The sequence below is a fragment of the Streptomyces sp. NBC_01428 genome, assembly GCF_036231965.1.
Classification (GTDB): Bacteria; Actinomycetota; Actinomycetes; order Streptomycetales; family Streptomycetaceae; genus Streptomyces.
The window spans coordinates 4,480,930-4,506,124 of the sequence record NZ_CP109499.1; the positions used below are offsets into that span (position 1 = coordinate 4,480,930).

Genomic DNA, 25,195 nt, shown 5'->3' on the forward strand with positions numbered 1-25,195 from the left:
TCGTCAGTCGTCGTCACCGCCGTCAGTGAGGGAGTGCCGGGTGAGTCAGCCGGAGATGCAGCCCGAGGGTCCGCCCCAGGAGGGGCGGAGCGAGGGGGCGGGGCTGCGGCCGGGCGACCTGACGGGCCGGCCGTTTCCGCTGGGCGACTGGGGGGAGCCCGCCGACCGGCTCCACGAGCTGTACCGCTGGGTGGAGCAGGGCGCCCTCGACACGGCGTCCTGGTACCTCGGCGACCGGATGTGGAAGCGGTGGGGCGCGCGGCTGCTGCGGTGCGGGGCCGCGGTCGGCGCCGTAGCCGGCGCCGCGCTGCCGCTGCTCGACCTGACCGGGTCGGCGGGCGGGGTGGCGCCCTGGGGGTATCTGGCGCTGCTGCTCGCCGTCGCCTGTGTCGCCGTGGACCGGTTCTTCGGGGTGACCTCCGGCTGGATAAGGGACGTGGCCACCGCGCAGGCCGTGCAGCGCCGCCTCCAGGTGCTCCAGTTCGACTGGGCGTCGGAGAGCGTGCGGGAGGTGCTCGGCCCCACCGACGGGACCGCCGGCGAGGCGGCGGAGCGGTGTCTCGGGGTGCTGCGGAAGTTCTCGGAGGACGTCACGGAACTGGTGCGCACCGAGACGGCGGACTGGATGGTGGAGTTCCGCACGGGTCCGGCGCCGCTCGGCATCCAGTCGTCGACGGTCGGCGCGCCCCGGGTCGACGGGGCCCATCTCAACGGCCGGGTCCCGCTGCCGCCGGGCACCCGCCCGAACATGCCCCGCCAGCGCCCGCCGGAGCCCCGCTGAGGACGGCCCCCTGGTGAGGCCGGGATCGGCGCGGGAGGGTCAGCCCGCGCCGCAGATCCTCAGCCCCACCGGCGTCCCGCACGGCAGGTGGCCATGGGTGCGGACGACGTCCTGGCCGCTGCCCCGGCCGACGTACGACAGGAAGCTGGAGGCGAGCGAGTCGGCCGGCGGCTGCCCATAGGTGTAGGCGTACTCGATCTCGCGGTACGGGTAGTCCGAGGTGCCGTGTTCCAGATCCTCGACGGAGGCGGTGTGGCCGTCGAGGCCCAGCCGGTGCAGGCCCTGGTGCCCGATGGCGTTGTTGAGCTCGCTGTAGCCGATCGCGCCGGGCAGCCGGGCGACCGTGTTCAGCACCTGGTCGGTGGAGTCGAGTTCGCAGCGCACCAGCGGCGCCGTCGCGTCGTCCTTGTGGACGCAGTCCAGCGAGGAGTTGGCGATCTCGCCGCGCCCGAGCGCCCGCCGCTGGAACACCTGCCGGGTACCGGAGTTGGCGTCCCGGCTGACGAGCAGGACGGGCCGGTCGGGTCCGCCGAGCTGCTTCCAGTTCCTGATCTCGCCCCGGTACAGCCGTCGTACGTCCGTCAGCGACAGGTTCCGGAGCGGGATGGCGTCGTTGACGACCAGCGTGAAGACCGAGACCGCGACCCGGTTCTCCCGCAGCCGGGGGAAGTCGCCCGGCTTGGGGCCGTCGGAGAGGGCGACGACGGCCGGTGAGCCGTTCTTCGACTCCTGCCCCGCCGCGTCGAGTTCGCGCACCCCGGCGGTGCTGCCATGGGCGTCGACGGTGATCGTCGCGCCCGCGCAGTCCTCCTCGTACTTCTCGGCGAGTTCGCGCATCACGGGCTCGAAGGCGGTGGACCCGGTGACCGTCAGGGTGCCCTGCGCGCAGCCGATCGGGGGCGGCGAGTCGTCGCGCAGCACCACGATCAGCGCGAGGGTGACGACGCACACCGTGAGCAGCACGGTGATCAGCCGGGCGGCGCGGCTGAACAACGGCGGCTGGTCGTCCGGTGTCGTACTGCGGTTGGGCCGGACCTCGCCGTCGCGGATGCCGCCGATGAGCCGTATCGGGCATCCCACGTCGCCGCCGGACAGCAGGACGAGCACCTTGAAGTGCTCGCCCCGGTTGAGCGGGACCCGCGGGATGCGCAGGGTGCCGTCCGCGTAGCCGAGGCCCGCCGCGGCGGTGAAGTGGTCCATCAGGTGGTCGGTGCCGGGCGGCTGGGTCACGGACACACCCCGGATGGTCCGGTCGGTGAACACGGCGGTCAGGCCGTGCCGTTCGCGGCTCGTGTAGTCGTCCCCGGCGATGCTCTGCGCGCCGTCGTTCTCGATCCGCAGCAGCACGAGGGTGGCGTCGGACATGCCGGGGGTCTCGTCGAACAGGCCGAGCCGTACGTTCGCGCGCCCCGAGCGGACGTCGTCGCCGATCGGGTTGTCCATCTGCACGCGGTAGCCCAGCCGTTTCCGGCGGGGCACCCTGCGTTCGTACCAGACCATGACGGCGGAGGCGACGACACCGATGACGGCGGTCCCGACGGCCACGACGTTCTCTGCGCTCAGCCACTCCACTGCGAGTCACTCCCCCGGGCGCTGCGGTGCGGTCACCGTACGGCGCCGCCGGGGAACGGCCGACATACACGGGGTGAACTTCAACAGCCTTCGGGGAAAGGGGCGTTGACGGCACGCGTGACGGGTCCGCGAGGCCTCGGCCGCGGGTGCGCTCAGCCGTTCTTCTCGTAGACCAGCGCCTCGCCCGAGGTCGTGTTCACCCGGCGCAGGCCGCCGTCCGACAGGAGGGTGATCTCGGAGGCGGCGCCCGGGGAGCAGGAGGACAGCGGTTCGCCTGAGGTGACCTGGGAGGGGCCGATCGCCAGTGTTCCGCCGGCCGGCGCGCTCGTGAGGGTGGCCTGGAAGACGCAGTGGTAGGTGCCGCTGCCGGCGGGGCCGTCGGCGGTGAGGGTGAGCACGGGGTCGCCGACCTCGCCCTGCCGGATGGTCAGCCGACGGGTGTTGTGGCCGGTGGCGTTGTCGATGGTGGTGTCCCAGGTGCCGAGGAAGGCCTCGGGGACGGTGCCCGCGGCCGGGTCCCCGGCGCTCGGGGAGGCGGACGCGGCGGACGGCGCCCGTGAGGCGCTCCCGTCCGGTGACGCGGGCCCGGCGGAGGTCGCGGGGGACGCCTTGGAGTCGTCGTCGCCGCCGCTGCCGCCGCCGTTCATCAGCGCGTACACACTGCCGCCCGCGCCGAGCGCGACGACCAGGGCCACCACGACGAGGAAGGCGGTGGACCGGCCGCTGCGGCGCGCGGGTCCGGGTCCGGCCGGGACGGCGGTGGGCCCGTACGGCGGGGTCGGGCCGTAGGGCGGGGTGGAGCCGCCGGGGCCGTACGGGGGCGTCGAGCCGTACGGCGCCTGGGGGCCGCCCCAGCCGGCCTGCGGATAGCCGTACGCGGGAGCCGGGCCCTGGCCGGTCGGCTGCGGGTGCTGCTGCGGATAGCCGTACGCGGGGTGCGGGCCGGCGGGCGCCGGCGGAGGCGTGGTCCCCGGGCCGGCGACGACGGTGGGGAGATGGCCGACCGGGCCGGGGCCGACCGGTGCGGACGGGGCCGACCCGTCGTCGGGCGCGGCGGGGGCGTGCTCCGGGGACGCCTCCGCGGACGCGCCGGGCGTCGTGGAGGAGGGCGGGCCCGCGGGGACGGGCGGGGCGGCCGGCGGCTTGGACATGTCCGGTGCGGGGAGCGGCCGTTCGGGCGCGGGCGGCGGCAGAGCGGGGCGGGCCGGGGCGGCGGCGACGGCGGGCGCCTGCCGCTCGTCGGGGTCCTCGGTGTCCAGCAACTGCACGGCGTGACGGCCGAGTTGGGCGACCAGTGCGCTGGGCAGCCAGGGGTCACGGGTGCGGCCGTCGGCGACGGTGTCCTCCGCGCCGGTGCGGGCGAGGATCTCGTCGAGGCCGGGACGGGCCGCGGGGTCCTTGCGCAGGCAGGCGCGCACGAGGTCGGACAGGCTCTCGGGGACTCCCGACAGATCGGGTTCTTCCTGCGCGATGCGGAACATCATCGCGTGCACACCGCTGTTGGACGCGCCGAACGGCAGGGCGCCGGTGGCGGCGTACGACAGGACCGAGCCGAGGCAGAAGATGTCACAGGCGGGGGTGACGCGGTCGCCGCGCACCTGCTCGGGGGCCATGAAACCGGGGGATCCGACGAGCGCGCCGGTGCGGGTGAGCCCGCCGTCGGTCACCGTCTCCAGGGCGCGGGCGATACCGAAGTCGATGACGCGCGGGCCGTCGATGGTGACCAGGACGTTCGAGGGCTTGAGGTCGCGGTGGATGAGGTTCGCGGCGTGGATGTCCTGGAGCGCGTGCGCGAGTCCGGCGGCGAGGATGCGCACGGACCGCTCGGGCAGCGCGCCGTGGTCGTGCCCGACGACGGTCTGGAGCGAGGGGCCGGCGACGTAGCCGGTGGCCACCCACGGGATCACGGCCTCGGTGTCGGCGTCCAGGACGGGCGCGGTCCAGTACCCCCCGACGCGGCGCGCGGCCTGCACCTCCTGGCGGAACCGGGCCCGGAACTCCTCCTGTTCGGCGAGTTCCGCACGGACGAGCTTGACGGCGACGGTGCGTCCCCGGTCGGACCGGGCGAGATAGACGTGCCCCATGCCGCCGGCGCCGAGCCGTGCCAGCAGCCGGTACGCCCCGATCTGCCGCGGGTCCCCCGCCCCCAGTTTCTCCATGGCAGCGCCCACCCTCCCCCGTGTGTGTGCAACAGCCCGAGGATAGTGCGGCGCCCCGGGCCCGCGGGCGGGCCCCCGTCTACGGTTCCGTCACGGATCGTGCCGGTTCGGTAACAGGAAGCGCCGGTTCCGCGAGGTCCTCCGCGGCGAGCCCGTCGAGGACGGCGGAGAGGCGCTCCAGGGCCTGGACGGTCTCGGCGAGCGCTTCGGGGCCGAGCGCCTCGGCGATCCGGTCGGCGTAGGCGGCGTGACCGGGACCGATCGCGGCGATGGCCGCGCGGCCCCGCTCGGTCGGGGCGAGGAGCTTGGCGCGGCGGTGGGCGGGGTTGGGCCGGTACGCGGCGAGGCCCTTGTCGACGAGCAGGTCCGCGACGCGCTGCACGCTCTGCCGGGTGATGCCCATGACGCGGGCGATCCCGGAGACCGGCAGGGGTTCGCCGAGGACGGCGCCGAGGACCTGCCACCATGCGGCGGTGATGCCGGCCGGCCGGGCCAGGTCCTCGGCCACGGAGAGGTACTGCCCGTTGAGCCGGAACACCGCGAGGGCGCTGCGGCTGAACAGGTCCTGGCGCCGCCCGCTCACCGGCCCGCCTTCTCCAGCACGGCGTAGGCCGCGGCGTCGGAGTCGTGGAACAGCCGGTACAAGGCGTCCAGGACCTCTCCCTCGTAGACCCCGAGGAGGCCGAGGACCTCGCGGGCGAAGGCGACGGGTTCGGTGGGTCCGGCGGTGATCAGGAGCCCGTCGGTGACGGCGTCCGCGTCGACGTACCGCTCGCCGCCCGCGTAGCCCGTGGCGGCCAGGTAGAACGAGACCGCGCTGGTGTGCGCCCGGTCGTCGAGCAGACCCTCGCGCGCGAGGCCGGCGGTCGCTCCGCAGATGGCCGCGACGGGCACCCCGGCGTTGAGGAACGCGCGGGCGGCGCGGGCGAAGGGGGCCAGGTCGCCCGAGGTGTCCCAGAGGGAGGCGCCGGTGAGGACGAGCAGCGAGCTGTCCTCGGGGCGCAGCTCGTCGAGCGCGAGGTCAGGCATGACGCGCAGGCCGCCCATGGTGGTGACGGGTTCGCGGCCGGGGCCGACGGTGCGGACCGGGTAGCCGGCGCGGGCGAGGTGCGCGGTCGCGTGGCCCGTCTCCCAGTCGGCGAAGGTGTCGTAGACGGCGAGATGGACGGGCTTGCGGGGTGCGGTGCCGGCGTCGGTGTCCGTGGTGGCGTTCATGTCGGTCACTCCTCCTCGGCGGGCGGAAGCTTATGTGAGCATGCTGTCAATTGGACAGGATGTTGTCAAGAGAGGAGGGCGGGTCGGCCGGGCACGCCCCGGGGGCCGCCGCGAAGCCCGACAGACTGTCGCGGAAAGGCCCCGTCCACAGACAGGACGCCGATATCGCGTCCGGTCCGTGGACATTTACGCTGCGCGCATGACCCCTCAGCCCAACCCCCAGGCCGGCGCCGCAGTGAAGGCCGCGGACCGCGCGCACGTGTTCCACTCCTGGTCAGCGCAGGAGCTCATCGACCCGCTCGCCGTCGCAGGCGCCGAGGGGTCGTACTTCTGGGACTACGAAGGCAAGCGGTATCTGGACTTCACCAGCGGCCTCGTCTTCACCAACATCGGCTACCAGCACCCGAAGGTCGTCGCCGCGATCCAGGAACAGGCCGCGACCCTGTCCACGTTCGCGCCCGCCTTCGCCGTCGAGGCCCGCTCGGAGGCCGCCCGGCTGATCGCCGAGCGGACCCCCGGCGACCTGGACAAGATCTTCTTCACCAACGGCGGCGCGGAGGCCGTCGAGAACGCCACCCGGATGGCCCGGCTGCACACCGGCCGCCCGAAGGTGCTCTCCGCCTACCGCTCGTACCACGGCGCCACCTCCACCGCGATCAACCTCACCGGCGACCCCCGGCGCTGGGCGAACGACAACGGCGCGGCCGGTGTCGTGCGCTTCTGGGCGCCGTTCCTGTACCGCAGCCCCTTCCACTCGGACACCGAGCGGCAGGAGTGCGAGCGCGCCCTCACGCACCTGGAGGACACGATCGCCTTCGAGGGCCCGGGAACCATAGCGGCCCTCATCCTGGAGACGATCCCGGGCACGGCGGGCATCATGACGCCGCCCGCCGGCTACCTCGCCGGGGTGCGGGAGATCTGCGACCGCTACGGGATCGTCTTCATCCTGGACGAGGTCATGGCCGGGTTCGGGCGCACCGGCAAGTGGTTCGCCGCCGACCACTTCGACGTGACGCCGGACCTGATGACCTTCGCCAAGGGAGTGAACTCCGGCTACGTCCCGCTGGGCGGCGTGGCGATCTCCGCCGAGATCGCCGAGACCTTCGCCAAGCGGCCCTACCCCGGCGGCCTCACCTACTCGGGGCACCCGCTGGCCTGCGCCGCCGCCGTCGCGACGATCAACGTCATGGAGGAGGAGGGCATCGTCGACCAGGCCGCCGCCATCGGCGAGACCGTCATCGGACCGGGCCTGCGCGAGCTGGCGGAACGCCACCCGAGCATCGGCGACGTGCGCGGCACGGGCGTCTTCTGGGCGCTGGAGCTGGTGAAGAGCCGCGAGACCCGCGAGCCGCTGGTCCCGTACAACGCGGCGGGCGAGGCGAACGCGCCGATGGCCGCGTTCGGCGCGGCGGCCAAGGCCCGCGGTCTGTGGCCCTTCATCAACATGAACCGCACGCACGTCGTGCCGCCGTGCAACGTCACCGAGGCCGAGGCCAAGGAAGGGCTCGCGGTGCTGGACGAGGCCCTGTCGGTCGCGGACGAGCACACGGTCTGAGGCCGTAGCGGCCCCCGCCCCCTCCGCCCCCGCCCTGCCCCGTCCTCCACGGGGACGAGGGGGACGGGCGGCGGGGGCCGGTCGCGTGACGCCCCGCTCCGCCACGGCGGCGGGGGAGCCGCCCGCCGAATCCCACCGCGTATGGTGTCCTGCTCGGGGAGACACGCGACGGGGAGTGAGACCACCACCATGGCCGGCACCGGCCGCACGGGCGGCGTTACCCGCAGCACCCTGCGCCAGCAGATCGCGGACGCGCTCCGCGACGAGGTGCTCGGGGGCCGGCTCCAGCCGGGCCAGGAGTTCACGGTCAAGGAGATCGCCGAGCAGTACGGCGTCTCCGCCACCCCTGTCCGCGAGGCCCTGGTCGACCTCTCGGCGCAGGGCCTGCTGGACGCCGACCAGCACCGCGGCTTCCGGGTCCACGAGTACTCGGCCGCCGACTACCGCGGCATGATCGAGGCGCGCGGTCTGGTCACGGAGGGCATGTTCCAGGCCCTCGTGGCCGGCGGCCTACGGCAGTTCGACGATCCGCGCGCGGTCGCCCTGCTCGCCGGCGTCCGGCGCCGCGGCGAGGAGGCCCAGCGCGCGGCCTCGGCCGGCGACCTGAACATCCTCATCGGGTACGACCTGCGGTTCTGGCGCGAGCTCAGCAGCCTCTACGGCAACCCCTACCTCGGCGACTTCCTGCACCGGCTGCGGGTCCAGTCCTGGGTCTGCACGGTCCAGCACCTGCGCCACGTCGCGGACCTCAAGGGCCACCTGTGGTCGGCCCACACGGAGCTCGTGGACGCCCTCGCCCGCCGCGACCCCGGGACGGCGCGGGCGATCGTGACGGCGTACAACGAGCACGCGCTCGGCCTCGTCGAACACCTCGACGCGGAATGAACCCACGGGTCCGCCGGGTACGGACTTGCGTACGGCCCCCTTCACAGGACCGCCACGCGCACTACGCTGCCCTGACCACCGTGCACCCCAAGGAGCAAGAGGAGCCGTCTGTTGGCCTGTGACCTGTGGTTGGTCCCGCTCGTCGACGTGCTGTGCCACACCCCCGACAACCCCTTCGCCGAGGAACTCGCGCTCTACGACAAGGTGCTCGCCGAGGCCGGACTCCCACCCGTCCCGGTGTACGCGTACATGCCCGGCCTCTCCGGTGACGTCGCCCCGGTCGCCGGATTCGACTACGACGCGCTGCACTTCCTGCGCCGCGCCTACCTCCTCCAGATGTGCGGGCTCGCCGTCACCCCGGTCGACGAACTGGGCGGCGACTACGAGCAGTTGCTGGAGATGTTCGAGACGAACGCCCAGCAGTCCCATCTGGTCTGGCACTACGACCACGCGGGCGCCTATGTCCCGGTCGACTTCCCGCATCCGCTGGCCAACGACGAACTCCTCGCGGGCGGCGGCCCCCTGGGCTCCTCCCACGCCCTGCTGCGCGAGCTGGAGTTCGTGGCTCCCGTCATCGGCATCGACCCGGCGAACCCGCCGGCCCCGCCGCAGCCCCCCAGCGCTCCCACCGAGCTGGAGGAGCCGGCCGCCCCCGCTCCCTACGACGCCAGCCCCTTCGCCCGCGAGCGGCACGTCTGGCTGGGCCTCCACGCAGCGGCCACCCGCAGCCTCGCCCAGGGCTCGATGATCATCTTCAGCTGACCGGGGCTTCCTGGTGCGGTCCTCCGGCGCGTCCGGACCCGCACCGGGCCCCGCCCCCACGCTCACCCGGCGGTCCGGCACGGGACGCGTCGGGACACGTCGGGGCACGCGAAACGTCACCGCAGCCGCCACCCTCCGGGGAGGAGGAGGGGGCGGCGGCGGAGTGCGGGGCGGGGGCGGACGGGTGGTCAGAAGACCGGGGTGCCGTTCTGGGTCAGCTGCCAGTTGGCGGCGGCGAAGTCCGCCGGGTCCAGGGAGCCCTTGGCCGTCACGTAGTCGATCATCAGCTGGCGGATCTCGTTGGTGGAGCTGTAGGCGATGTCGGCGGCCGCGATGTGCGGGTAGCCGCTGCCGCCGTTGGCCCGGTAGTTGTTCACGGCGACGACGAACACCTGGTCGTCGTCGACCGGGGTGCCCGCGTGGGACAGGTTCTTGATCCGGGAACCCTCGGGCTGCGCGATGTCGATGTCGTACGAGACGCCCGCCGCCGTGTCGTACATGTAGTCCCAGAAGCTGTTGGCGTTGGTGAGGGTCGCGGTGTCGACCTTCGTGCCGGCCGGGACCTGGTGGTAGTACTTCGCCGCGTACTCCAGGTAGTCCTTGAGCTGCGCGCCCGTGAGCTTCTTGCCGTACAGGGTGTTGTCGTAGATGTAGAGCCCGGCCACGTCGCGGATGGTGACGTCGCCCCGGGGGATGTCGGCGGTGCGGCTGAAGGGCGCCGCGACGGAGATGAGGGGCAGCGCCGCGTCGGCCGCGGACAGCCCGGTGGCGACGGCGGCCGTCTGGACCTGGTGGATGAAGTCCATGACGGGGACGTCCTTCCAGCACGCCTCCGCCGCGGAGAGGTCGGCGGTGCAGGTGCCGACCGGGGTGTTGACGTACGTGACGACCAGGTCGTGGTCGGCCGTCAGGAGCCCGGTGATCTCGGCGTCCTCCTCGACGGTGTTGCTGTTGAGGGTCTGCGCCTTGGTGCTCGTCACCTTCCACTGCCCGTGGACGAGTTCGAGCTCGAAGTCGAAGACGGTCAGTCGCATGCCGTAGCAGTACGGCTCGGAGAGGACGACGTCCTTGCCGGTCTCGGTGTTCGTCACCGTGTAGGAGGAGACCTCGGTGTGGGTGTGGCCGACGAGGATCGCGTCGATGCCGGGGACCTGCTGGGCGACGAGGTTGGAGGCGTTCTCCACGTAGGGCAGTTCGTCGCCTACGACGAACTGCCGTCGAGGCCCGAGTGGTCGGTGAGGAACACGACGTCGCAGCCGAGCGCCCGCATCCGCGGCACGTACTTCTTCGCCTGCTCGACGAGCCCGGTGAACGCCATCTTCCCGGAGACGTTGTCCTTGTCCCACAGGGCGATCCCGGGGTTGGTCAGACCGAGGATGCCGACCTTGATGTCCGGGGCGCCGGGCACCCGGACCCGCTTCACGGTGTACGGCTGGAACGCCGGCCGCAGGGTCTTCGCGTCCAGCGCGTTGGCGCCGAGCAGCGGGAAGTGGCACTGCTCCTCGAAGCGGCGCAGCGTCTCGATGCCGTAGTTGAATTCGTGGTTGCCTAGCGCGGCGGCGTCGTACCGCATGGCGTTCATCGCGATCGCCATCGGATGCCTGGGCCCCCGCTTGCCGCCGGTGCCGACGATGGGGTCGACGCGCGCGTAGTAGTACGCCAGCGAGGTGCCCTGGATGATGTCGCCGGCGTCGACGAGCAGGACACGGTCCTCGCCCTTCGCGGCGCGCTGCTGCTTGACCAGGGTCGCGACGCGGGCGACACCGACCGAGTTGCCCTTGCTGTCCTGGTAGGCCGCGTCCGTGTAGTAGTCCCAGTCGAAGACGTGGCTGTGCAGGTCGGTGGTGCCGAGGATCGAGAACGACCAGGTGCGCGGCGGCTTCGGCGGCTTGCGGTGGGCCGCCTGCGCGGGGGTCGCCGCGACCGTGCCCGCGACGGCCACGGCCGCACCGGTGACGGCCGACTTCTTGACGAACTCCCGGCGGTTCAGGGGAGGGACGGGCATGGGGAACACTCCTGGGAGGGGGCGAAGGGGCGGACGTACAGGCCGAACGTGGTCGAACGAGGTCTGCGAGCCGTGCGGGACTACACGCGTAGAGCGTGGTCTCCCACCGGCCCCTCCGGAACCAGGAGCACCCCATCTCCCGGTCAAGTAACGGTCAGTTCACGCCGGCCGCGGTCACCCCGCCTTCCGGCCTCGGGGCGTGTCCACTCCCCCGTCGCGTCCCCGGACACGACAGCGCCCCCGGCCGGAGATCCGGCCGGGGGCGCTGGTCCGCCTGATGTCCCGTACTAGATGAACGAGTTGATCTCGATCGTCTCGTCACGGCCCGGGCCGACGCCGATCGCGGAGATCGGGGCGCCCGACATCTCCTCCAGGGCCCGGACGTACGCCTGGGCGTTCTTCGGGAGGTCGGCGAAGGTCTTCGCCTTGGTGATGTCCTCGGACCAGCCGGGGAGCGTCTCGTAGATCGGCTTCGCGTGGTGGAAGTCGGTCTGGGAGTACGGGAGTTCCTCGACGCGCTTGCCGTCGATCTCGTAGGCCACGCAGACCGGGATCTCCTCCCAGCCGGTCAGCACGTCCAGCTTGGTGAGGAAGAAGTCGGTCAGGCCGTTCACACGGGTCGCGTAGCGGGCGATGACCGCGTCGAACCAGCCGCAGCGCCGGTCGCGGCCGGTCGTCACACCACGCTCGCCGCCGATGCGGCGCAGCGCCTCGCCGTCCGCGTCGAACAGCTCGGTCGGGAACGGGCCCGAGCCGACCCGGGTCGTGTACGCCTTGAGGATGCCGATGACCCGGCTGATCTTGGTCGGGCCGACACCGGCGCCGGTGCAGGCGCCGCCCGCGGTCGGGTTCGACGACGTCACGAACGGATACGTGCCGTGGTCGATGTCCAGCAGCGTGCCCTGGCCGCCCTCGAAGAGCACGACCTTGTCCTGCTCCAGCGCCTGGTTCAGCACCAGCACGGTGTCCGCGACGTACGGCTGGAGCCGGTCCGCGTAGGCCAGCAGCTCCTCGACGACCTGGTTCACCTCGATGGCGCGCCGGTTGTAGAGCTTGGTGAGGAGCTGGTTCTTGACCTCCAGCGCCGCCTCGACCTTCTGGATGAGGATCGACTCGTCGTAGAGGTCCTGGATACGGATCCCGACGCGGTTGATCTTGTCCGCGTAGGTCGGGCCGATGCCGCGTCCGGTGGTGCCGATCTTCCGCTTACCGAGGAAGCGTTCCGTCACCTTGTCCACGGTGACGTTGTACGGCGTGATGACGTGAGCGTTTCCGCTGATCAGGAGCTTGGATGTGTCGACACCGCGCTCGTTCAGTCCGTTCAGCTCGGAGAACAGGACCGACGGGTCGACGACGACTCCGTTGCCGATCACCGGAGTGCACTCCGGTGTGAGGATTCCGGAAGGGAGGAGGTGGAGGGCGTACTTCTGATCGCCCACGACTACCGTATGGCCGGCGTTGTTGCCGCCCTGGTAGCGCACCACATAGTCCACGGATCCACCGAGCAGGTCGGTGGCCTTTCCCTTGCCTTCGTCACCCCACTGAGCACCGAGCAGCACAAGTGCGGGCACAGGCGTACACCCCTTCCGGGCGGGGCATGTCCAAGGTCGGGGACGTACGCGGCTGCTTCTGGACACAGCTGAGTACGCCGGCGACCACCTTTGGCCGCGACCGTCGGACCGGATGCCCCGGAATAGACGAAGCCCCTGGCGCAATAGCGCAAGGGGCTCTTGCACAAAGATGCTACCCGAGGAAGCGAGGCAGGACCGAGGTGGCGGCTTCCGACCAGCTTCTGGTGGTCATCGACCCGGTCGCCCGACGGACGGACGGCGAGTCCGTGCGCATCGCGAAAGACGTGCTCAGCGCGGGTGCGGCGACCAAAGTGTGCCTTCCGGAGGGACCCGAGGAATTCGCCCGGGCGCTGATCCGCCGGGGCGCGCGGCGACCCGTCGTCATCGGGGACGACGGCGCCCTGCTGCGGGCGGTGGCCCTGCTGCACCGGCAGCGGGAGCTGGCCGGATGCGGCCTGGCGCTGGTGCCCGTGGGCGGCGTGCTGTCGCTGTCCCGGGCGCTCGGGGTGCCGACGGGCGCCGTCGCCGCGGCCCGGGCGGTTCTCGACGGCGCCGAGCGCCGTCTCGACCTGCTCGTGGACGACAGCGACGGCGTGGTGCTCGGCGCGCTGCGCATCCCGTCCCTGCCCGCCCGGCCGGCCGCCTCGCTGGGCACGGTCCCCGGAGAGGCGGGGGAGCACGGCGCCCACCCCTGGCTGCGCACCTGCCAGTCGCTGGTGCGCACGCTCGCCTCCCGCCCCGCCCGGCCGGCCGCCGGCCCCGCCCACGGACCCTCCCGGCTGCGGATCGAGGTCGACGGCGTGTGCGTGGTGGACCTGGACCAGCCCGTGGAGGCCGTGTCGGTGACTCCCGGGGCGTCGGGGACCGGTGCCGAGATCGAGGTCCGTCCCGTGTCCGTGGGCGCCGAGGCCGCCCCGCTCCGGCTGACCGGGCACCGGGTCACGGTCTCCGGCGCCGACTTCCGCTACCGCGCGGACTCCGTGGTGAGCGGCCCGGTGCGGACCCGGACGTGGACGGTCCGGGAGTCCGCCTGGGGGCTGACGCTGCCCATGGTCCGCTGAGGACCCCCGGGCGGACCGCCCGGGCAGGGTCCGGACGCGTCAGGCGTCTCCGTAGAGCTTCTCGCGGTGGGCGCGCCAGCGTTCCATCATCGCGGCGATCTCACCGTCGACGAACTCGAAGAACGCGAGGGTCTCGGAGAGCCGGCGCCCGGCCGGGCTGGCCGGGCCGAGGCTGTCGACGCCGGAGCGCAGGGCCTGCTCCCAGCGCTTGAGCACCGCGTCCCGGTTGGTCAGCGCCTCGTACCACTGGTTGCTGTGCACGCGGTAGCGCTCGCGGCGTGAGCCGGGTTCCCGCTCGCGCGAGACCATGTGCTGCTGGGCGAGATAGCGCACCGCACCGGAGACCGCGGCCGGGCTGACCTGGAGCTGCTCACCGAGCTCGGCGGAGGTCATCGCGCCCGCGTCGGAGGCCAGCAGGGCCGCGAAGACCCGCGCGGGCATCCGCTGCATCCCAGCCTCGACGAGCTGCGCCGCGAAGCCCTCGACGAACTGCGAGACCGCCTCGGGATCCCGGTCCGCCCTGCTCGGTTCCGCCATCGGTCGATCATCTCCCCTGCTCGCGCGTCACCGTCGAGTGTATCCGGGGTTCATACGTTTCCTTAACTTCACAAATTTCTGAAGTAAGCGTACGTTCTGAAACATGACGAAGGCAATCAGCGTCTCCGGGCTGCGCAAGGCGTTCGGCAGGACACACGCGCTGGAGGGGCTCGACCTGGAGGTCGAGGCCGGCGAGGTGCACGGCTTCCTCGGTCCGAACGGCTCCGGGAAGTCCACCACCGTCCGGGTCCTGCTCGGTCTGCTGCGCGCCGACTCGGGCGCGGCGCAGATGCTCGGCATGGACCCCTGGAGCGACGCGGTCGAACTGCACCGCCGGGTCGCCTACGTCCCGGGCGACGTGACCCTGTGGCGCAACCTCTCCGGCGGCGAGGTCATCGACCTGTACGGACGGCTGCACGGGGGCCGGCGCGGAGGCCTCGACCCGGCACGGCGGGCCGGCCTCGTCGAGCGCTTCGAACTGGACCCCACCAAGAAGGGCCGCGCCTACTCGAAGGGCAACCGCCAGAAGGTCGCGCTCGTCGCCGCGTTCGCCTCCGACGTCGACGTGCTGATCCTCGACGAACCCACCTCGGGCCTCGACCCGCTGATGGAGGAGGTCTTCCGCCGGTGCGTCCAGGAGGAGCGTGCGCGGGGCCGCACCGTCCTGCTGTCCTCGCACATCCTCAGCGAGGTCGAGGAACTCTGCGACCGCGTCAGCATCATCCGGGCCGGCAGGACCGTGGAGAGCGGCTCCCTGGCGGAACTGCGGCACCTGACCCGCACCAGCGTCACGGCCGAACTCACCGGCCCGCCGGGCGCGTTGGCGGGGCTGCCCGGAGTGCACAGCCTCGACGTCCAGGACACCGGGCCCCTTCCCGACGGCGTCCACAGCCGGGTCCGGCTCCAGGTCGACACCGAGCGGCTGAACGCCGTCCTGCGCTCACTCACCGACTCCGGCGTACGGTCGCTGACCTCCGCCCCGCCGACCCTGGAGGAGCTGTTCCTGCGGCACTACCAGGACGACGGATCGGACGACGGCCCCGGCGACCGATCGGGCCAGGGAGCGGACGGGGGCTCGGACGGGAGCGGAACCGGGGGCCGACGGGCCGCGGCCCGGGGCGCGTCCGAAGGGGCGGCACGATGACCGCCACGACCGCCGGAGCGTTCGCCGCCCGTGGCGGCGGTGCGCGTCCGCTGGCCGGCACCGGCACGCTGCTGCGGCTCGCGCTGCGCCGCGACCGCGTGACCCTGCCCGTGTGGATCGGTGTGACCGGCCTGTTGGTGCTCTCGCTGCCCGGCTCGCTGAAGAGCGTGTACGCCACCCCGGCCGAACGGGCCGACGTGGCACGGCAGATGCTCACCAACAGTTCCCTGCGCGCCACCTACGGGCCGGTGTTCGCGGACTCCCTCGGCGGGCTCACCGCCTGGCGCGTCGGCTGCTTCGCCGGTGTGCTCGCCGCCGTCATGAGCCTGATCGTCGTCGTCCGTCACACCCGCGACGAGGAGGAGAGCGGACGGCAGGAACTCGTCTCGGCCGCGATGGTCGGGCGGCGCGCCCCGCTGACCGCGGCGCTGCTCGCGGCACTGGTCGCGAACGGTGTCCTCGCGCTGCTCGTCGCGGCCGGCCTCGCCGGTCAGGGCCGGGCCGGCGCGCTGGCGCTCGGACTGACCGTCGGCGGGGTCGGCATGGTCTTCGCGACCGTGGCGGCCGTCGTCGCCCAGTTCACCGAGAGCGCCCGGCTCGCCAGGGGCCTGACCGGCGCGTTGCTCGGCGCCGCGTTCGTCCTCAGGGCGGCGGGCGACGCGGCGAGCGACGACGGCTCCTCCGCGCTGACGTGGATCTCCCCGATCGGCTGGCTGGAGAACACCCGCGCCTTCGCGGACGAACGGTGGTGGGTGCTCGCGCTGTTCGCCGCCGCCGTCGCCGCACAGGGCGCCGTCGCCTACGCGCTCGCCGGTCGCCGTGACGTCGGCATGAGCTTCCTGCCCGCCCGTCCCGGCCCCGCGACCGGCCGCCTCGGCACGGCCGGAGCCCTGGCCTGGCGCCTGCAACGCGGGGCCGTGCTCGGCTGGAGCCTCGGCTTCCTCGCCGCGGGCGCCGCCTTCGGAGCCATCACCCGGGGCGCCGCCGACCTGGTCGGCGACAACGCCGCGACCCGCGCCGTCATCGAGCGGATGGGCGGCCGGAACGGCATCACCGACGCCTTCCTCGCCACCATGGTGAACCTGTTGGGCATGGTCGCCGCCCTGTTCGTCGTCTCCTCCGTGCTCCGGCTGCACGGCGAGGAGACCTCGCAGCGCGCCGAACCCCTGCTCGCGGCGGCGGTCGGCCGGCTGCGCTGGGCCGCCGGCCACCTCGTCCCCGCCTTCGGCGGCACGGTCCTCGTCATGCTGCTCGGCGGACTCGGTCTCGGCGTCGGCCACGGAGCGGAGCTGGGTCCGGTCCTCGGCGCCTGCCTGGTCCAGATCCCGGCCGTCTGGACGCTCGGCGGCCTCGCCGTCCTCCTGTACGGCCTCTCCCCCCGGCTCGCGCCCGGTGCCTGGGCTGCGGCCGGCCTCGCCCTGCTGCTCGGCTGGATCGGCCCCGCCCTGGACGTGCCCCGGGCCGTCCTGGAGCTGTCCCCCTTCGGCCACCTCCCGAAGCTGCCGGGCGACGCCATGGCGTGGCCCCCGGTCCTCGCCCTCACCGGGCTCGCGGCGGTCCTGACGGCTGCCGGACTGGTGGCCCTGCGGCGGAGGGACCTGACGACGTGACGTGATCACGCCTCACCACGTGACGACGTGGTGAGGCGCGTCCGAGCCGTGCTCGGACCTCGGGCCCGGGCCGGCTCAGACCTCGACCTTCAGGCCCTCCAGGCCGCGGATCACGAAGCCCGGCTTGCGGACCGGCTCCTCGGTGAGCCGGAGTCCGGGAGCCCTGGTCAGCAGCGCGCTCATGGACGCGGCCAGCTCGATGCGGGCCAGCGGGGCGCCGATGCAGTAGTGGATGCCGGCGCTGAAGGAGATGTGCGGGTTCTCCGCCCGCGACAGGTCCAGCGTGTCCGGGGACGCGAACACCTCGGCGTCACGGTTCGCCGAACCGAAGAGCATCGCGATCTCCGCGCCCCGCGGCACCGTCGTCCCGTCGATCTCGATGTCGTCGAGGACCCACCGCTCGAACAGCTGGAGCGGGGTGTCGTAGCGCAGCAGTTCCTCGACCGCCGACGGGATCAGCGTGTGGTCCGCCCGCAGATCGGCCAGTTGGGCGGGGTGCCGGAACAGGTTCCACCAGCCGGTGACCGTGGAGTTGACCGTCGCCTCGTGCCCCGCGTTCAGCAGCAGGACGCAGGTGGAGATCATCTCCTGCTCGGTGAGCCGGTCGCCCGCGTCGTGCGCCGCGATCAGCCCCGAGATCAGGTCGTCCGCCGGCTCCTTGCGCCGGGCCTCGATCAGCACGCGCAGATACTCGGTGAACTCCACCGACGCGCGGACCGCCCGCGCCGCGACCTCCTCGGACGGGTTCAGCTCGTACATCCCGCAGATGTCCGCCGACCAGGGCCGCAGCGGCGCGCGGTCGGACTCCGGGATGCCCAGCATCTCCGCGATCACGGCCACCGGCAGCGGCTCCGCCACGTCGGTCAGCAGGTCGCCGCCGCCGGCCTCCACCAGCCGGCCGACCAGTTCCCCGGCCAGCCCCTCCACGTACGGCTTCAGCCGCTCCACCGTGCGCGGGGTGAACGCCTTCGACACCAGCCGGCGGATCCGGGTGTGGTCCGGGGGCTCCAGGTCCAGCATCCCGTGGTCGTTGAGCACGTGGAACGGCTCCTGCTCCGGCGGCGGTGCCGTCCGGCCGAAGTCCTCGTGCGTGAACCGGTGCTGGTAGGTCCGGCCGAGCCTGCGGTCCCGCAGCAGCGCCGACACGTCCGCGTGACGCGGCACCAGCCACTGGTTCGTCGGCTCGTAGTGGTGCACCCGGCCCCGTGCGCGCAGTTCCTCGTACGCCGGGTACGGATCCGCCACGAACGCCGGGTCCCACGGGTCGAAGGCCCCCGGGGCCGGGGTCTGCGCGGCGGACGTCTCCAAAGCTGCCATGACCGGACGCTAGCCCGAGGAGACCCCCGCTGAACAGGGGTGACCCGGGGCGAGGTGCCCGAGGCGGGGCGGCGAGGGGAGCGGACCGGAGGGCGTCAGCGCGGGGTGACCAGACGGGCCTCGTACGCGAACACCGCCGCCTGCGTACGGTCCCGCAGCCCCAGCTTCACCAGGATGCGGCTCACATGGGTCTTGATCGTCGACTCCGCCACGACGAGCCGCGCGGCGATCTCCGCGTTCGACAGGCCCTGCGCGATCAGCACCAGCACCTCCGTCTCCCGGTCGGTCAGGTCCCCGTACGCCGCGTGCGCCGTCGCCGACATCCGGGGCGTGTCCGCGAGCTTGGAGAACTCCGTGATCAGCCGCCGGGTGACCGAGGGGGCCAGCAGCGCCTCACCGGCGGCCACCACCCGTACCCCGTCCGCGAGTTGGCGGGCCGAGGCGTCCTTCAGCAGGAAGCCGGACGCTCCCGCGCGCAGCGCCTGGTACACGTACTCGTCGAGGTCGAACGTCGTCAGCACCAGCACCTTCGCGGTGCCGTCCGCGGCGACGATCTCCCGGGTCGCCTCGATGCCGTTCATCTCCGGCATGCGGATGTCCATCAGGACGACGTCCGGGGCCAGTTCGCGGACCCGGTCCACCGCCTCGCGGCCGTTGACCGCCTCCCCGACCACCTCGATGTCCGGCATCGCGCCGAGCAGCACCGAGAAGCCCTCGCGGACCATCATCTGGTCGTCCGCGATCAGCACCCGGATCGGGCCGGCGTCCGTGCCACCGTTTGTGCCGGCGTTCGTGCCACCGTTCGTGGCCCCGCCGAACGTGTCCCGTGTCATCCCGTCTCCTCCGCCGACGGCACCGGCAGGAACACCGCCACCTCGTAGCCCCCGTCGTCCGTCACCCCCGCCGTCATCTCGCCGTCCAGCATCGTGACCCGCTCGCGCATGCCGGTGATGCCGTGCCCCGCGCCGTGCGAGGACTTCACCGACGACGTCACCGGCGCGGGACCGTTGACTATCCGCAGGCCGAGCCCGCCGAGGACGTAACCGATCTCCACCCGGGCCGACGCCCCCGGCGCGTGCCGCAGGGCGTTGCTCAGCGCCTCCTGCACGATCCGGTACGCCGACAGCTCGACCCCCTGCGGCAGTTCGCGCACCGCTCCGGTGACCGCCTTCTCCACGGTCAGGCCCGCCTCCCGCACATTGGCGAGGAGCGCGTCCAGGTCGGCGAGCGTGGGCTGCGGGGCGTCCGGGGCCTCGTAGTCCTCGGCGCGCACCACGCCCAGCACCCGGCGCAGCTCGGTGAGCGCGGCGACGGCGTTCTCGCGGATCGTGACGAAGGCCTGCTCCAGCTCCGGCGGCGGATTCTGCACGCGGTAGGGAGCCGCCTCCGCCTGGATGGCGACCACCGACATGTGGTGCGCGACGACGTCGTGCAGCTCGCGGGCGATCGTCGTGCGCTCCTCCAGCAGCGTGCGCCGGGAGCGCTCCTGCGCCGTCTCCGACTGGTGCGCGGTCACCTCCTCGTCCGCCGCGCGGCGGACGGTGCGGACCGTGACGACGAGCAGGGCCAGCGCGGAGACGAACAGCAGCGGGAACGTGTTGGAGCCGTAGTAGCCGCCGCCGAACAGGGCCTCCGAGAACATGCTGAACGCCGCCGTCAGCAGCCACATCCACGCGGCGACGCGGGGGCGGCTGCGCAGTGCCACGACGGTCATCACCGTCACCTGGGCGATGAAACTGCCCGGCGCCCACGGCCAGTCGCCCGAGGCGCCGCCGAACACGGCGACGACCGGGGCCGCCGCCATCGAGAACCAGAACGCTCCGATCGGGCGGATCAGCGTGACCAGTACCGGGAGCAGGGCGAGGAGGCCGCACAGCAGGGGCCCGAAGCCGTCGTCGCCGTCGGCGGCGGTGTAGCCCGCCGCCATCGCGATCAGACCGGCGGCCACCACGGTCGCGTGCGGGGTCCAGGAGGCGTACGCGCGCAGGGTGCCGGAGAGACGGCGGGTGAGGGGGCCGTCCGTGCGCATCGGGGGCAGCGGGCGGTAGGCGAAGACGTCGCGGAACATGTCCTGCCGCAGGTCCGCGACGAGGCGGTACTCCGGGCCGGGGTGGCTGGTGTCGGTCACGTTCGAAACGGTAGGCGGCGGCCGCGCCGCGGTCGTCACCTCCGAGGAGGGTCCTTCGGGGTCCGTCTCAGGTACTACAGGTACGACAGGGTGCGGGTATCTCCGGCTCCGGTCCGGTGGGGGCGGGATAGATCAGCCCCTCCGGCGTTTGAGGAGCGGGGTCCGGGGCGGAGCCCCGGGGGACGGGAAGGGCAGGGGCGGAGGGGGCGAGGAGAGGTCGTGGCCGACCAGGAGGGACAGGGAGCCCCGGGGCCAACCGGGCCGGCTACCAGGCCAGTTGGGCGATCTCCTCGGCGACGACCGCGCAGGCGTCCGCCGCCGGATCGATGAGAGGGAAGTGGCCGACGTCCTCCAGGAGCGTCAGACCGACCACCTCGCCCGCCTTCGCCGCCGCATCGGCATACGCCTCGGCGACCGCCTGCGGCACCACGACGTCGTTCCGCCCCTGGACCAGGGTGGTGGCGATCCCGGTGGGCAGCAGCCGGACGGGGTCGGCGTACGGCAGACGCTCGTCGAATCCGACCTCCCCACCGAGCAGCTGCCGCGCGGCGCCACCGCAGACACCCAGCTTCTCCGCGACCTCGAAGTCCGCGATCGGGGCGAGCGCCACGACCCCGCGCAACTGCGCGGGACGCTCGGTGCGCCAGGGGGCGTCGGCGGGCAGCAGGTGACGCGCCGCGGCCCACAGCGCGAGGTGTCCGCCCGCCGAGTGCCCGACGACCACGATGCGGCGGGGATCGGCCCCCGGCACCGCCTCGCGCACCAGCGCGGGCAGCGCGTCCAGCGCGGCGGCCACGTCGTCGAAGGTGTCGGGCCAGCGTCCGGCGACCGGACCCGCGGGGTCCGCCGGCCCGCCCTGCGCGGGGATCGGACCACCCGACGCCTGCGCCGGAGCCTCGCCCCGGCGGTACTCGACGTTCGCCACGGCGAAGCCCCGCCGGGTCAGGAAGTCCGCGAACGGGGTGACGTGCCGCCGGTCGTACGGGGCCCGCCACGCGCCGCCGTGCAGGACGACCACGAGCGGCGTGGGGATCGCCGGGTCGGGATCGCGCGGGGCGTAGAAGTCGATCACCTGGTCGGGGTGGTCGCCGTACGCCACCGTGACGTCGGGGTCCACGGCCGGGTGGGAGAAGGCCGACGCCTCTTCGGCGTCGGAGCCGTCCTGGGGTGCGGCGTCGTCCTGCATGCTCCAACCTCTCAGCGGTGAAACGGATTTGGCGGACCAGGGAAGAATTCGGCCGTTGGCCGGGACGGTATCAGGCCGGTGACGTGCGTCGACACGGGGTTGTCACGCTCGGTGAGGGTTAAACGGTTCTGCCGTTTCGTTACGCTGGCGGTCCGCGGCCCCGCCGCCGCCCTTGATCCGCGAAGGAGACCGACATGTCCGCCGAGTCCGCCGAGCCCGGCACCGTACGTCCCGGCGGGCGTACCGCACGTGTCCGCGCGGCCGTCCTGCGGGCCGCCGGGGACGTGCTCGCCGAGGAAGGTTTCGCCCACCTCGACCTCGCCGACGTCGCCCGGCGGGCCGAGGTCGGCAAGACGACCGTCTACCGCCGGTGGGGCACCGTGACGGCCCTGGTCGCCGACCTGCTCGGCGACATGGCCGAGCAGTCGCTCCCCCGCGCGGACACCGGCAGCGTGCTCGGCGACCTGCGCGCCAACGCCGACCTCGTACGGCGGACGCTCGCCGATCCCCGGCAGGGAGCCCTGTTCCGGGCGGTGATCGCCGCCGGGGCGTGCGACGCGCGGACGGCGGAGGCGTTGCGCCGGTTCTACGCGGTGCGGGTCGCCGAGTGGGCACCCTGCGTCGAGCAGGGCGTCTCCCGGGGGGAGTTGCCGGTGGGGACGGACGCGGGGGCGGTCGTGCGGGCCGTTTCGGCGCCGCTGTACTACGGGTTGCTCACCGGCGGTGCGGTGCCGAGTGCCGCCGATGCCGAGCTGGCCGCGTCCGCCGCGGTGGCCGCCGCGGTGGCGGGGGTGTTCGTCGTCGCCGGGTGAACCCCGGTGACCCCTGGATGGCCGGGTGGCGCTGGGTGGTCGGGTGGCCCCGGTGGCCCTGGGTGCCGATGGCGGCCCTGGGTGCCGATGCTCCCGCAGGGCGGTGGGGCGGACGGGGTTTTCGCCCCCGCCGCCCCTGCCCTTCCCGCCCCCGGGGCTCCGCCCCGGACCCCGCTCCTCCAACGCCGGAGGGGCTCAAACCTCCTGGCCCAGCACCTCCGCCAGCACGCGTGCCGCTCGTTCCGTCTCCTTGAAGCCGACGTACAGCGGGGTGAAACCGAAGCGGAGGATGTCCGGGTGGCGGAAGTCGCCCACGACGCCCCGGTCGATCAGCCGCTTCATGACCGGGCCCGCGTCCGCGCAGCGCAGGGCCACCTGGCTGCCCCGTTCCGCGGCGGCGGCCGGGGTCACGGACGCGACGCGGCCCTCCGGCACGTACGCCTCGACGCACTCCAGGAAGAAGTCCGTCAGGGCGAGGGACTTGGCGCGGACGGAGTCGATCGGGACGCCGTCCCAGACCTCCAGGGCCGCTTCGAGAGCCAGCATCGAGAGGATGTCCGGGGTGCCGACCCGGCCTCGCAGCGCACCCGGCGCGGGCTCGTACGACGGGCTCATGCCGAAGGGTTCGGCGTGCGAGTTCCAGCCGGGCAGCGGCGAGTCGAAGCGGTCCTGGAGGTCGGACCGCACGTACAGGTACGCGGGCGAACCGGGGCCGCCGTTCAGGTACTTGTAGGTGCAGCCGATCGCCAGGTCCACTCCGTGCTCGTCGAGGCCGACGGGCAGGGCGCCCGCGCTGTGGCACAGGTCCCACACCACCAGCGCGCCCGCCGCGTGGATCGCGGCGGTCAGGGCGGGGAGGTCGTACTGCCGGCCCGTGCGGTAGTCGACGTGGTTGAGCAGGACGGCCGCCGTGCGCGGGCCGAGCGCCGAGGGCACCTCGGCCGGATCGACCGGGCGCAGTTCACAGCCGGTCAGGCGGGCGGCCGAGGCCGCGATGTACCCGTCGGTCGGGAACGTCGTCGCGTCGACCAGGATCTCGTCCCGGCCCTCCGGGGCGAGCCGTACCGCTCCCACCAGGGCCTTGAACACGTTGACGCTGGTCGAGTCGCCGACCACGATCTGGCCGGGGGCGGCGCCGACGAGCGGGGCGATCCGGTCGCCGATCCGCTCGGGCGCGGTCCACCACCCGCTCTCCTCCCAGGAACGGATGCGGAGTTCGCCCCACTGACGGCGGACGACGTCCTCGACCCGGCCGGGGACGTCGACCGGCAGCGCGCCGAGCGAGTTCCCGTCCAGGTACACCACGTCGTCGAGCACGAACCGCTCACGCAGCTTGCCGAGTTCGTCGGCGGCGTCCAGCTCCGCCGCCCGCTCGGCCAGGGACCCGGGGGCTCGCTCAGACATGGGACCTCGCTGTCCACAGCTCGGGGAACACGTTCTTCTGCGCGCGCTTCTCCAGCCAGGCCACCCCGGCGGAGCCGCCCGTGCCGGTCTTCGAGCCCATCGCCCGGCGCGTGGCGACGAGGTGGTCGTTGCGCCATCGCCACACCAGCTCGGCGACATCGGTCAACGCCTCGCCGAGACGGGCGAGTTCGTCGCTGTCGTCACCGGCGTACAGCGCGGTCCAGACGGCCTCCACCTCGCGGGCGGGCTCGTACCGCCGGGACACGTCGCGCTCCAGCACGGCGGCCGGGATCGCGTGGCCGCGGCGGGCGAGGAGCCGCAGCACCTCGTCGTACAGGCTCGGCTCGTGCAGGGCCTTCTCCAGCTCGGCGTGCACGCGCGGCGCGCCCCGGTGCGGGACGAGCATCGACGCGGACTTCTCGCCGAGCAGGAACTCCATCCGCCGGTACATCGCGGACTGGAAGCCCGAGCCCTCGCCGAGGGCCGACCGGTAGGAGTTGAACTGGGCGGGGGTCAGCTGTCCGAGCGGCCGCCACGAGGCGTTCAGCGCCTCCAGCTCCCGTACCGAACGCTTCAGCGCGGCCACCGCGACGGGGATGTCGTCCGAGCGCAGGGCGCGCGCCGCCGTCTCCCACTCGTGGACGATGACCGTGAACCACAGCTCCATGACCTGGGTCGTCACCAGGAAGACCATCTCTCCGGGGTCGTCGGAGAGGGTGTGCTGGAGGTGGGTGAGCACGTCGGCCTGTACGTAGTCCTCGTACGGCGTCGTGCCCTGGAAGTCGAGATGCGGGGTCTCGGGCTCCTGAGCCTGCGGGGGCTGAGCCTGGTGGGACATCGCTGTCTCCTGCGTTGTGCTCCGGGTAGCGGTCCGCCCCTGCCGTTACCGACACGGGGGCCCCGGTCCCCACCGGGCATCCTCCACAATCGTCCCCCGAAACCGCAAGGTCCGCCTGGTCACACCAGGCGGACCCGCATCAGGGCCCCGTGCGGACGGGGTCCGGTACTAGCCCAGCGTCTGGGCCGCCGTCGGCGAGGAGTCCTTCAGGAACTGGCTGCAGCGCTCGTACTCCTCCTGCTCGCCGATCGCTCCGGCGGCGCGGGCGAGGGCGTGCAGGGCACGCAGGAAGCCACGGTTCGGCTCGTGGTCCCACGGCACCGGGCCGTGGCCCTTCCAGCCGCTGCGGCGCAGGGAGTCCAGACCGCGGTGGTAGCCCGTACGGGCGTAGGCGTACGACTCGACGACGCTGCCCCGCTCGAACGCCTCGTCGGCGAGCTGCGCCCAGGCGAGTGAGGAGGTGGGGTACTTGGCGGCGACGTCGGCGGGGGCCGTGCCGTTCGCGAGGAGCTCACGCGGCTCCGGGTCGTCGGGGAGATGGGTCGGGGGCGGTCCCCCGAGGAGGTTCTCGTGAATCGTCATGGGTTCCAGTCTGGCGCATCCCGCACCCGGCCCACCGCCCGGCGGAGCGGCGGCGGCACCTTTCCGGGGCG

The 25,195-nt window shown here is 73.1% G+C and carries 21 protein-coding genes and 1 pseudogene; 8 read left to right on the plus strand and 14 right to left on the minus strand.

The window, feature by feature from the left end:
* Nucleotides 1-40: 40 nt before the first annotated feature.
* The gene (locus tag OG406_RS19390) at nucleotides 41-781 is read left to right on the plus strand and encodes an SLATT domain-containing protein (RefSeq protein WP_329186890.1); all 741 of its coding nucleotides are present in this window, start codon (nucleotides 41-43) and stop codon (nucleotides 779-781) included.
* Between the two features lie 39 nt (nucleotides 782-820).
* Here OG406_RS19390 and OG406_RS19395 read toward each other — a convergent pair whose 3' ends face one another.
* From OG406_RS19395 to OG406_RS19410, 4 genes are all read right to left on the minus strand, one after another.
* The gene (locus tag OG406_RS19395) at nucleotides 821-2,353 is read right to left on the minus strand and encodes a substrate-binding domain-containing protein (protein ID WP_329186892.1); all 1,533 of its coding nucleotides are present in this window, start codon (nucleotides 2,351-2,353) and stop codon (nucleotides 821-823) included.
* Between the two features lie 152 nt (nucleotides 2,354-2,505).
* Nucleotides 2,506-4,512: a serine/threonine-protein kinase gene (locus tag OG406_RS19400; protein WP_329186894.1), complete on the minus strand. Its 2,007-nt coding sequence runs from the start codon at nucleotides 4,510-4,512 to the stop codon at nucleotides 2,506-2,508.
* A gap of 79 nt (nucleotides 4,513-4,591) precedes the next feature.
* Nucleotides 4,592-5,095, minus strand: coding sequence for a MarR family winged helix-turn-helix transcriptional regulator (locus OG406_RS19405; RefSeq protein WP_329186896.1), 504 nt, complete (start codon nucleotides 5,093-5,095; stop codon nucleotides 4,592-4,594).
* On the minus strand, nucleotides 5,092-5,727 hold the full coding sequence (locus OG406_RS19410) for a DJ-1/PfpI family protein (RefSeq protein ID WP_329186898.1): 636 nt from the start codon (nucleotides 5,725-5,727) through the stop codon (nucleotides 5,092-5,094). Before OG406_RS19410 ends, OG406_RS19405 begins: the two co-directional genes overlap by 4 nt.
* A 199-nt stretch (nucleotides 5,728-5,926) precedes the next feature.
* Between OG406_RS19410 and OG406_RS19415 the strand changes: the two genes are divergently transcribed.
* The 3 genes from OG406_RS19415 to OG406_RS19425 all read left to right on the plus strand — a co-directional run bounded on the left by OG406_RS19415 (nucleotide 5,927) and on the right by OG406_RS19425 (nucleotide 8,929).
* Entirely contained in the window at nucleotides 5,927-7,282 is a 1,356-nt protein-coding gene (locus tag OG406_RS19415; RefSeq protein WP_164372843.1) for an aspartate aminotransferase family protein, read from the plus strand.
* 189 nt (nucleotides 7,283-7,471) lie between these two features.
* Entirely contained in the window at nucleotides 7,472-8,167 is a 696-nt protein-coding gene (locus tag OG406_RS19420; protein ID WP_266615315.1) for a GntR family transcriptional regulator, read from the plus strand.
* A 111-nt stretch (nucleotides 8,168-8,278) separates the two neighbouring features.
* On the plus strand, nucleotides 8,279-8,929 hold the full coding sequence (locus OG406_RS19425) for a hypothetical protein (protein ID WP_081218495.1): 651 nt from the start codon (nucleotides 8,279-8,281) through the stop codon (nucleotides 8,927-8,929).
* Between the two features lie 188 nt (nucleotides 8,930-9,117).
* On the opposite strand, the pseudogene OG406_RS19430 reads toward OG406_RS19425, so the two are convergent.
* Together OG406_RS19430 and OG406_RS19435 are read right to left on the minus strand one after the other, a co-directional pair.
* A pseudogene (locus OG406_RS19430) lies at nucleotides 9,118-10,934 on the minus strand (bifunctional metallophosphatase/5'-nucleotidase).
* 287 nt (nucleotides 10,935-11,221) lie between these two features.
* Entirely contained in the window at nucleotides 11,222-12,505 is a 1,284-nt protein-coding gene (locus tag OG406_RS19435) for an adenylosuccinate synthase (RefSeq protein WP_164372841.1), read from the minus strand.
* Nucleotides 12,506-12,705: 200 nt separating this feature from the next.
* Between OG406_RS19435 and OG406_RS19440 the strand changes: the two genes are divergently transcribed.
* On the plus strand, nucleotides 12,706-13,566 hold the full coding sequence (locus tag OG406_RS19440; protein ID WP_329186902.1) for a diacylglycerol kinase family protein: 861 nt from the start codon (nucleotides 12,706-12,708) through the stop codon (nucleotides 13,564-13,566).
* A 39-nt stretch (nucleotides 13,567-13,605) separates the two neighbouring features.
* On the opposite strand, the gene OG406_RS19445 is transcribed toward OG406_RS19440, so the two are convergent.
* Nucleotides 13,606-14,103: a GbsR/MarR family transcriptional regulator gene (locus OG406_RS19445; protein WP_164372839.1), complete on the minus strand. Its 498-nt coding sequence runs from the start codon at nucleotides 14,101-14,103 to the stop codon at nucleotides 13,606-13,608.
* A gap of 103 nt (nucleotides 14,104-14,206) precedes the next feature.
* Between OG406_RS19445 and OG406_RS19450 the strand changes: the two genes are divergently transcribed.
* Together OG406_RS19450 and OG406_RS19455 are read left to right on the plus strand one after the other, a co-directional pair.
* On the plus strand, nucleotides 14,207-15,247 hold the full coding sequence (locus tag OG406_RS19450) for an ABC transporter ATP-binding protein (protein ID WP_329186905.1): 1,041 nt from the start codon (nucleotides 14,207-14,209) through the stop codon (nucleotides 15,245-15,247).
* Complete coding sequence (locus OG406_RS19455; protein WP_329186907.1) at nucleotides 15,244-16,857, plus strand: ABC transporter permease; 1,614 nt, start codon at nucleotides 15,244-15,246, stop codon at nucleotides 16,855-16,857. Before OG406_RS19450 ends, OG406_RS19455 begins: the two co-directional genes overlap by 4 nt.
* A 75-nt stretch (nucleotides 16,858-16,932) precedes the next feature.
* Here the strand turns inward: OG406_RS19455 and OG406_RS19460 are convergent, their stop codons facing one another.
* The 4 genes from OG406_RS19460 to OG406_RS19475 form a co-directional block, all read right to left on the minus strand.
* Nucleotides 16,933-18,174, minus strand: coding sequence for a cytochrome P450 (locus OG406_RS19460; protein ID WP_266847647.1), 1,242 nt, complete (start codon nucleotides 18,172-18,174; stop codon nucleotides 16,933-16,935).
* 95 nt (nucleotides 18,175-18,269) lie between these two features.
* On the minus strand, nucleotides 18,270-18,923 hold the full coding sequence (locus tag OG406_RS19465) for a response regulator (RefSeq protein WP_081221702.1): 654 nt from the start codon (nucleotides 18,921-18,923) through the stop codon (nucleotides 18,270-18,272).
* Nucleotides 18,924-19,003: 80 nt separating this feature from the next.
* On the minus strand, nucleotides 19,004-20,341 hold the full coding sequence (locus tag OG406_RS19470) for a sensor histidine kinase (protein ID WP_443067089.1): 1,338 nt from the start codon (nucleotides 20,339-20,341) through the stop codon (nucleotides 19,004-19,006).
* A 226-nt stretch (nucleotides 20,342-20,567) separates the two neighbouring features.
* Complete coding sequence (locus tag OG406_RS19475) at nucleotides 20,568-21,488, minus strand: alpha/beta hydrolase (RefSeq protein WP_329186908.1); 921 nt, start codon at nucleotides 21,486-21,488, stop codon at nucleotides 20,568-20,570.
* 194 nt (nucleotides 21,489-21,682) lie between these two features.
* Between OG406_RS19475 and OG406_RS19480 the strand changes: the two genes are divergently transcribed.
* Nucleotides 21,683-22,300 carry a TetR/AcrR family transcriptional regulator gene (locus tag OG406_RS19480; RefSeq protein WP_266847649.1) on the plus strand — a complete coding sequence of 206 codons (618 nt, stop codon included), beginning with the start codon at nucleotides 21,683-21,685 and terminating at the stop codon, nucleotides 22,298-22,300.
* A 195-nt stretch (nucleotides 22,301-22,495) separates the two neighbouring features.
* On the opposite strand, the gene kynU is transcribed toward OG406_RS19480, so the two are convergent.
* The 3 genes from kynU to OG406_RS19495 form a co-directional block, all read right to left on the minus strand.
* Nucleotides 22,496-23,704, minus strand: coding sequence for a kynureninase (gene kynU / locus OG406_RS19485; RefSeq protein WP_164372833.1), 1,209 nt, complete (start codon nucleotides 23,702-23,704; stop codon nucleotides 22,496-22,498).
* The gene (locus OG406_RS19490) at nucleotides 23,697-24,542 is read right to left on the minus strand and encodes a tryptophan 2,3-dioxygenase family protein (RefSeq protein ID WP_164372832.1); all 846 of its coding nucleotides are present in this window, start codon (nucleotides 24,540-24,542) and stop codon (nucleotides 23,697-23,699) included. The genes kynU and OG406_RS19490 overlap by 8 nt, the downstream gene beginning before the upstream one ends.
* A 168-nt stretch (nucleotides 24,543-24,710) precedes the next feature.
* Nucleotides 24,711-25,124 (minus strand): DUF3151 domain-containing protein, encoded by a 414-nt coding sequence (locus OG406_RS19495; RefSeq protein WP_164372831.1) that lies wholly within the window; start codon nucleotides 25,122-25,124, stop codon nucleotides 24,711-24,713.
* Between the last annotated feature and the right edge of the window lie 71 nt (nucleotides 25,125-25,195).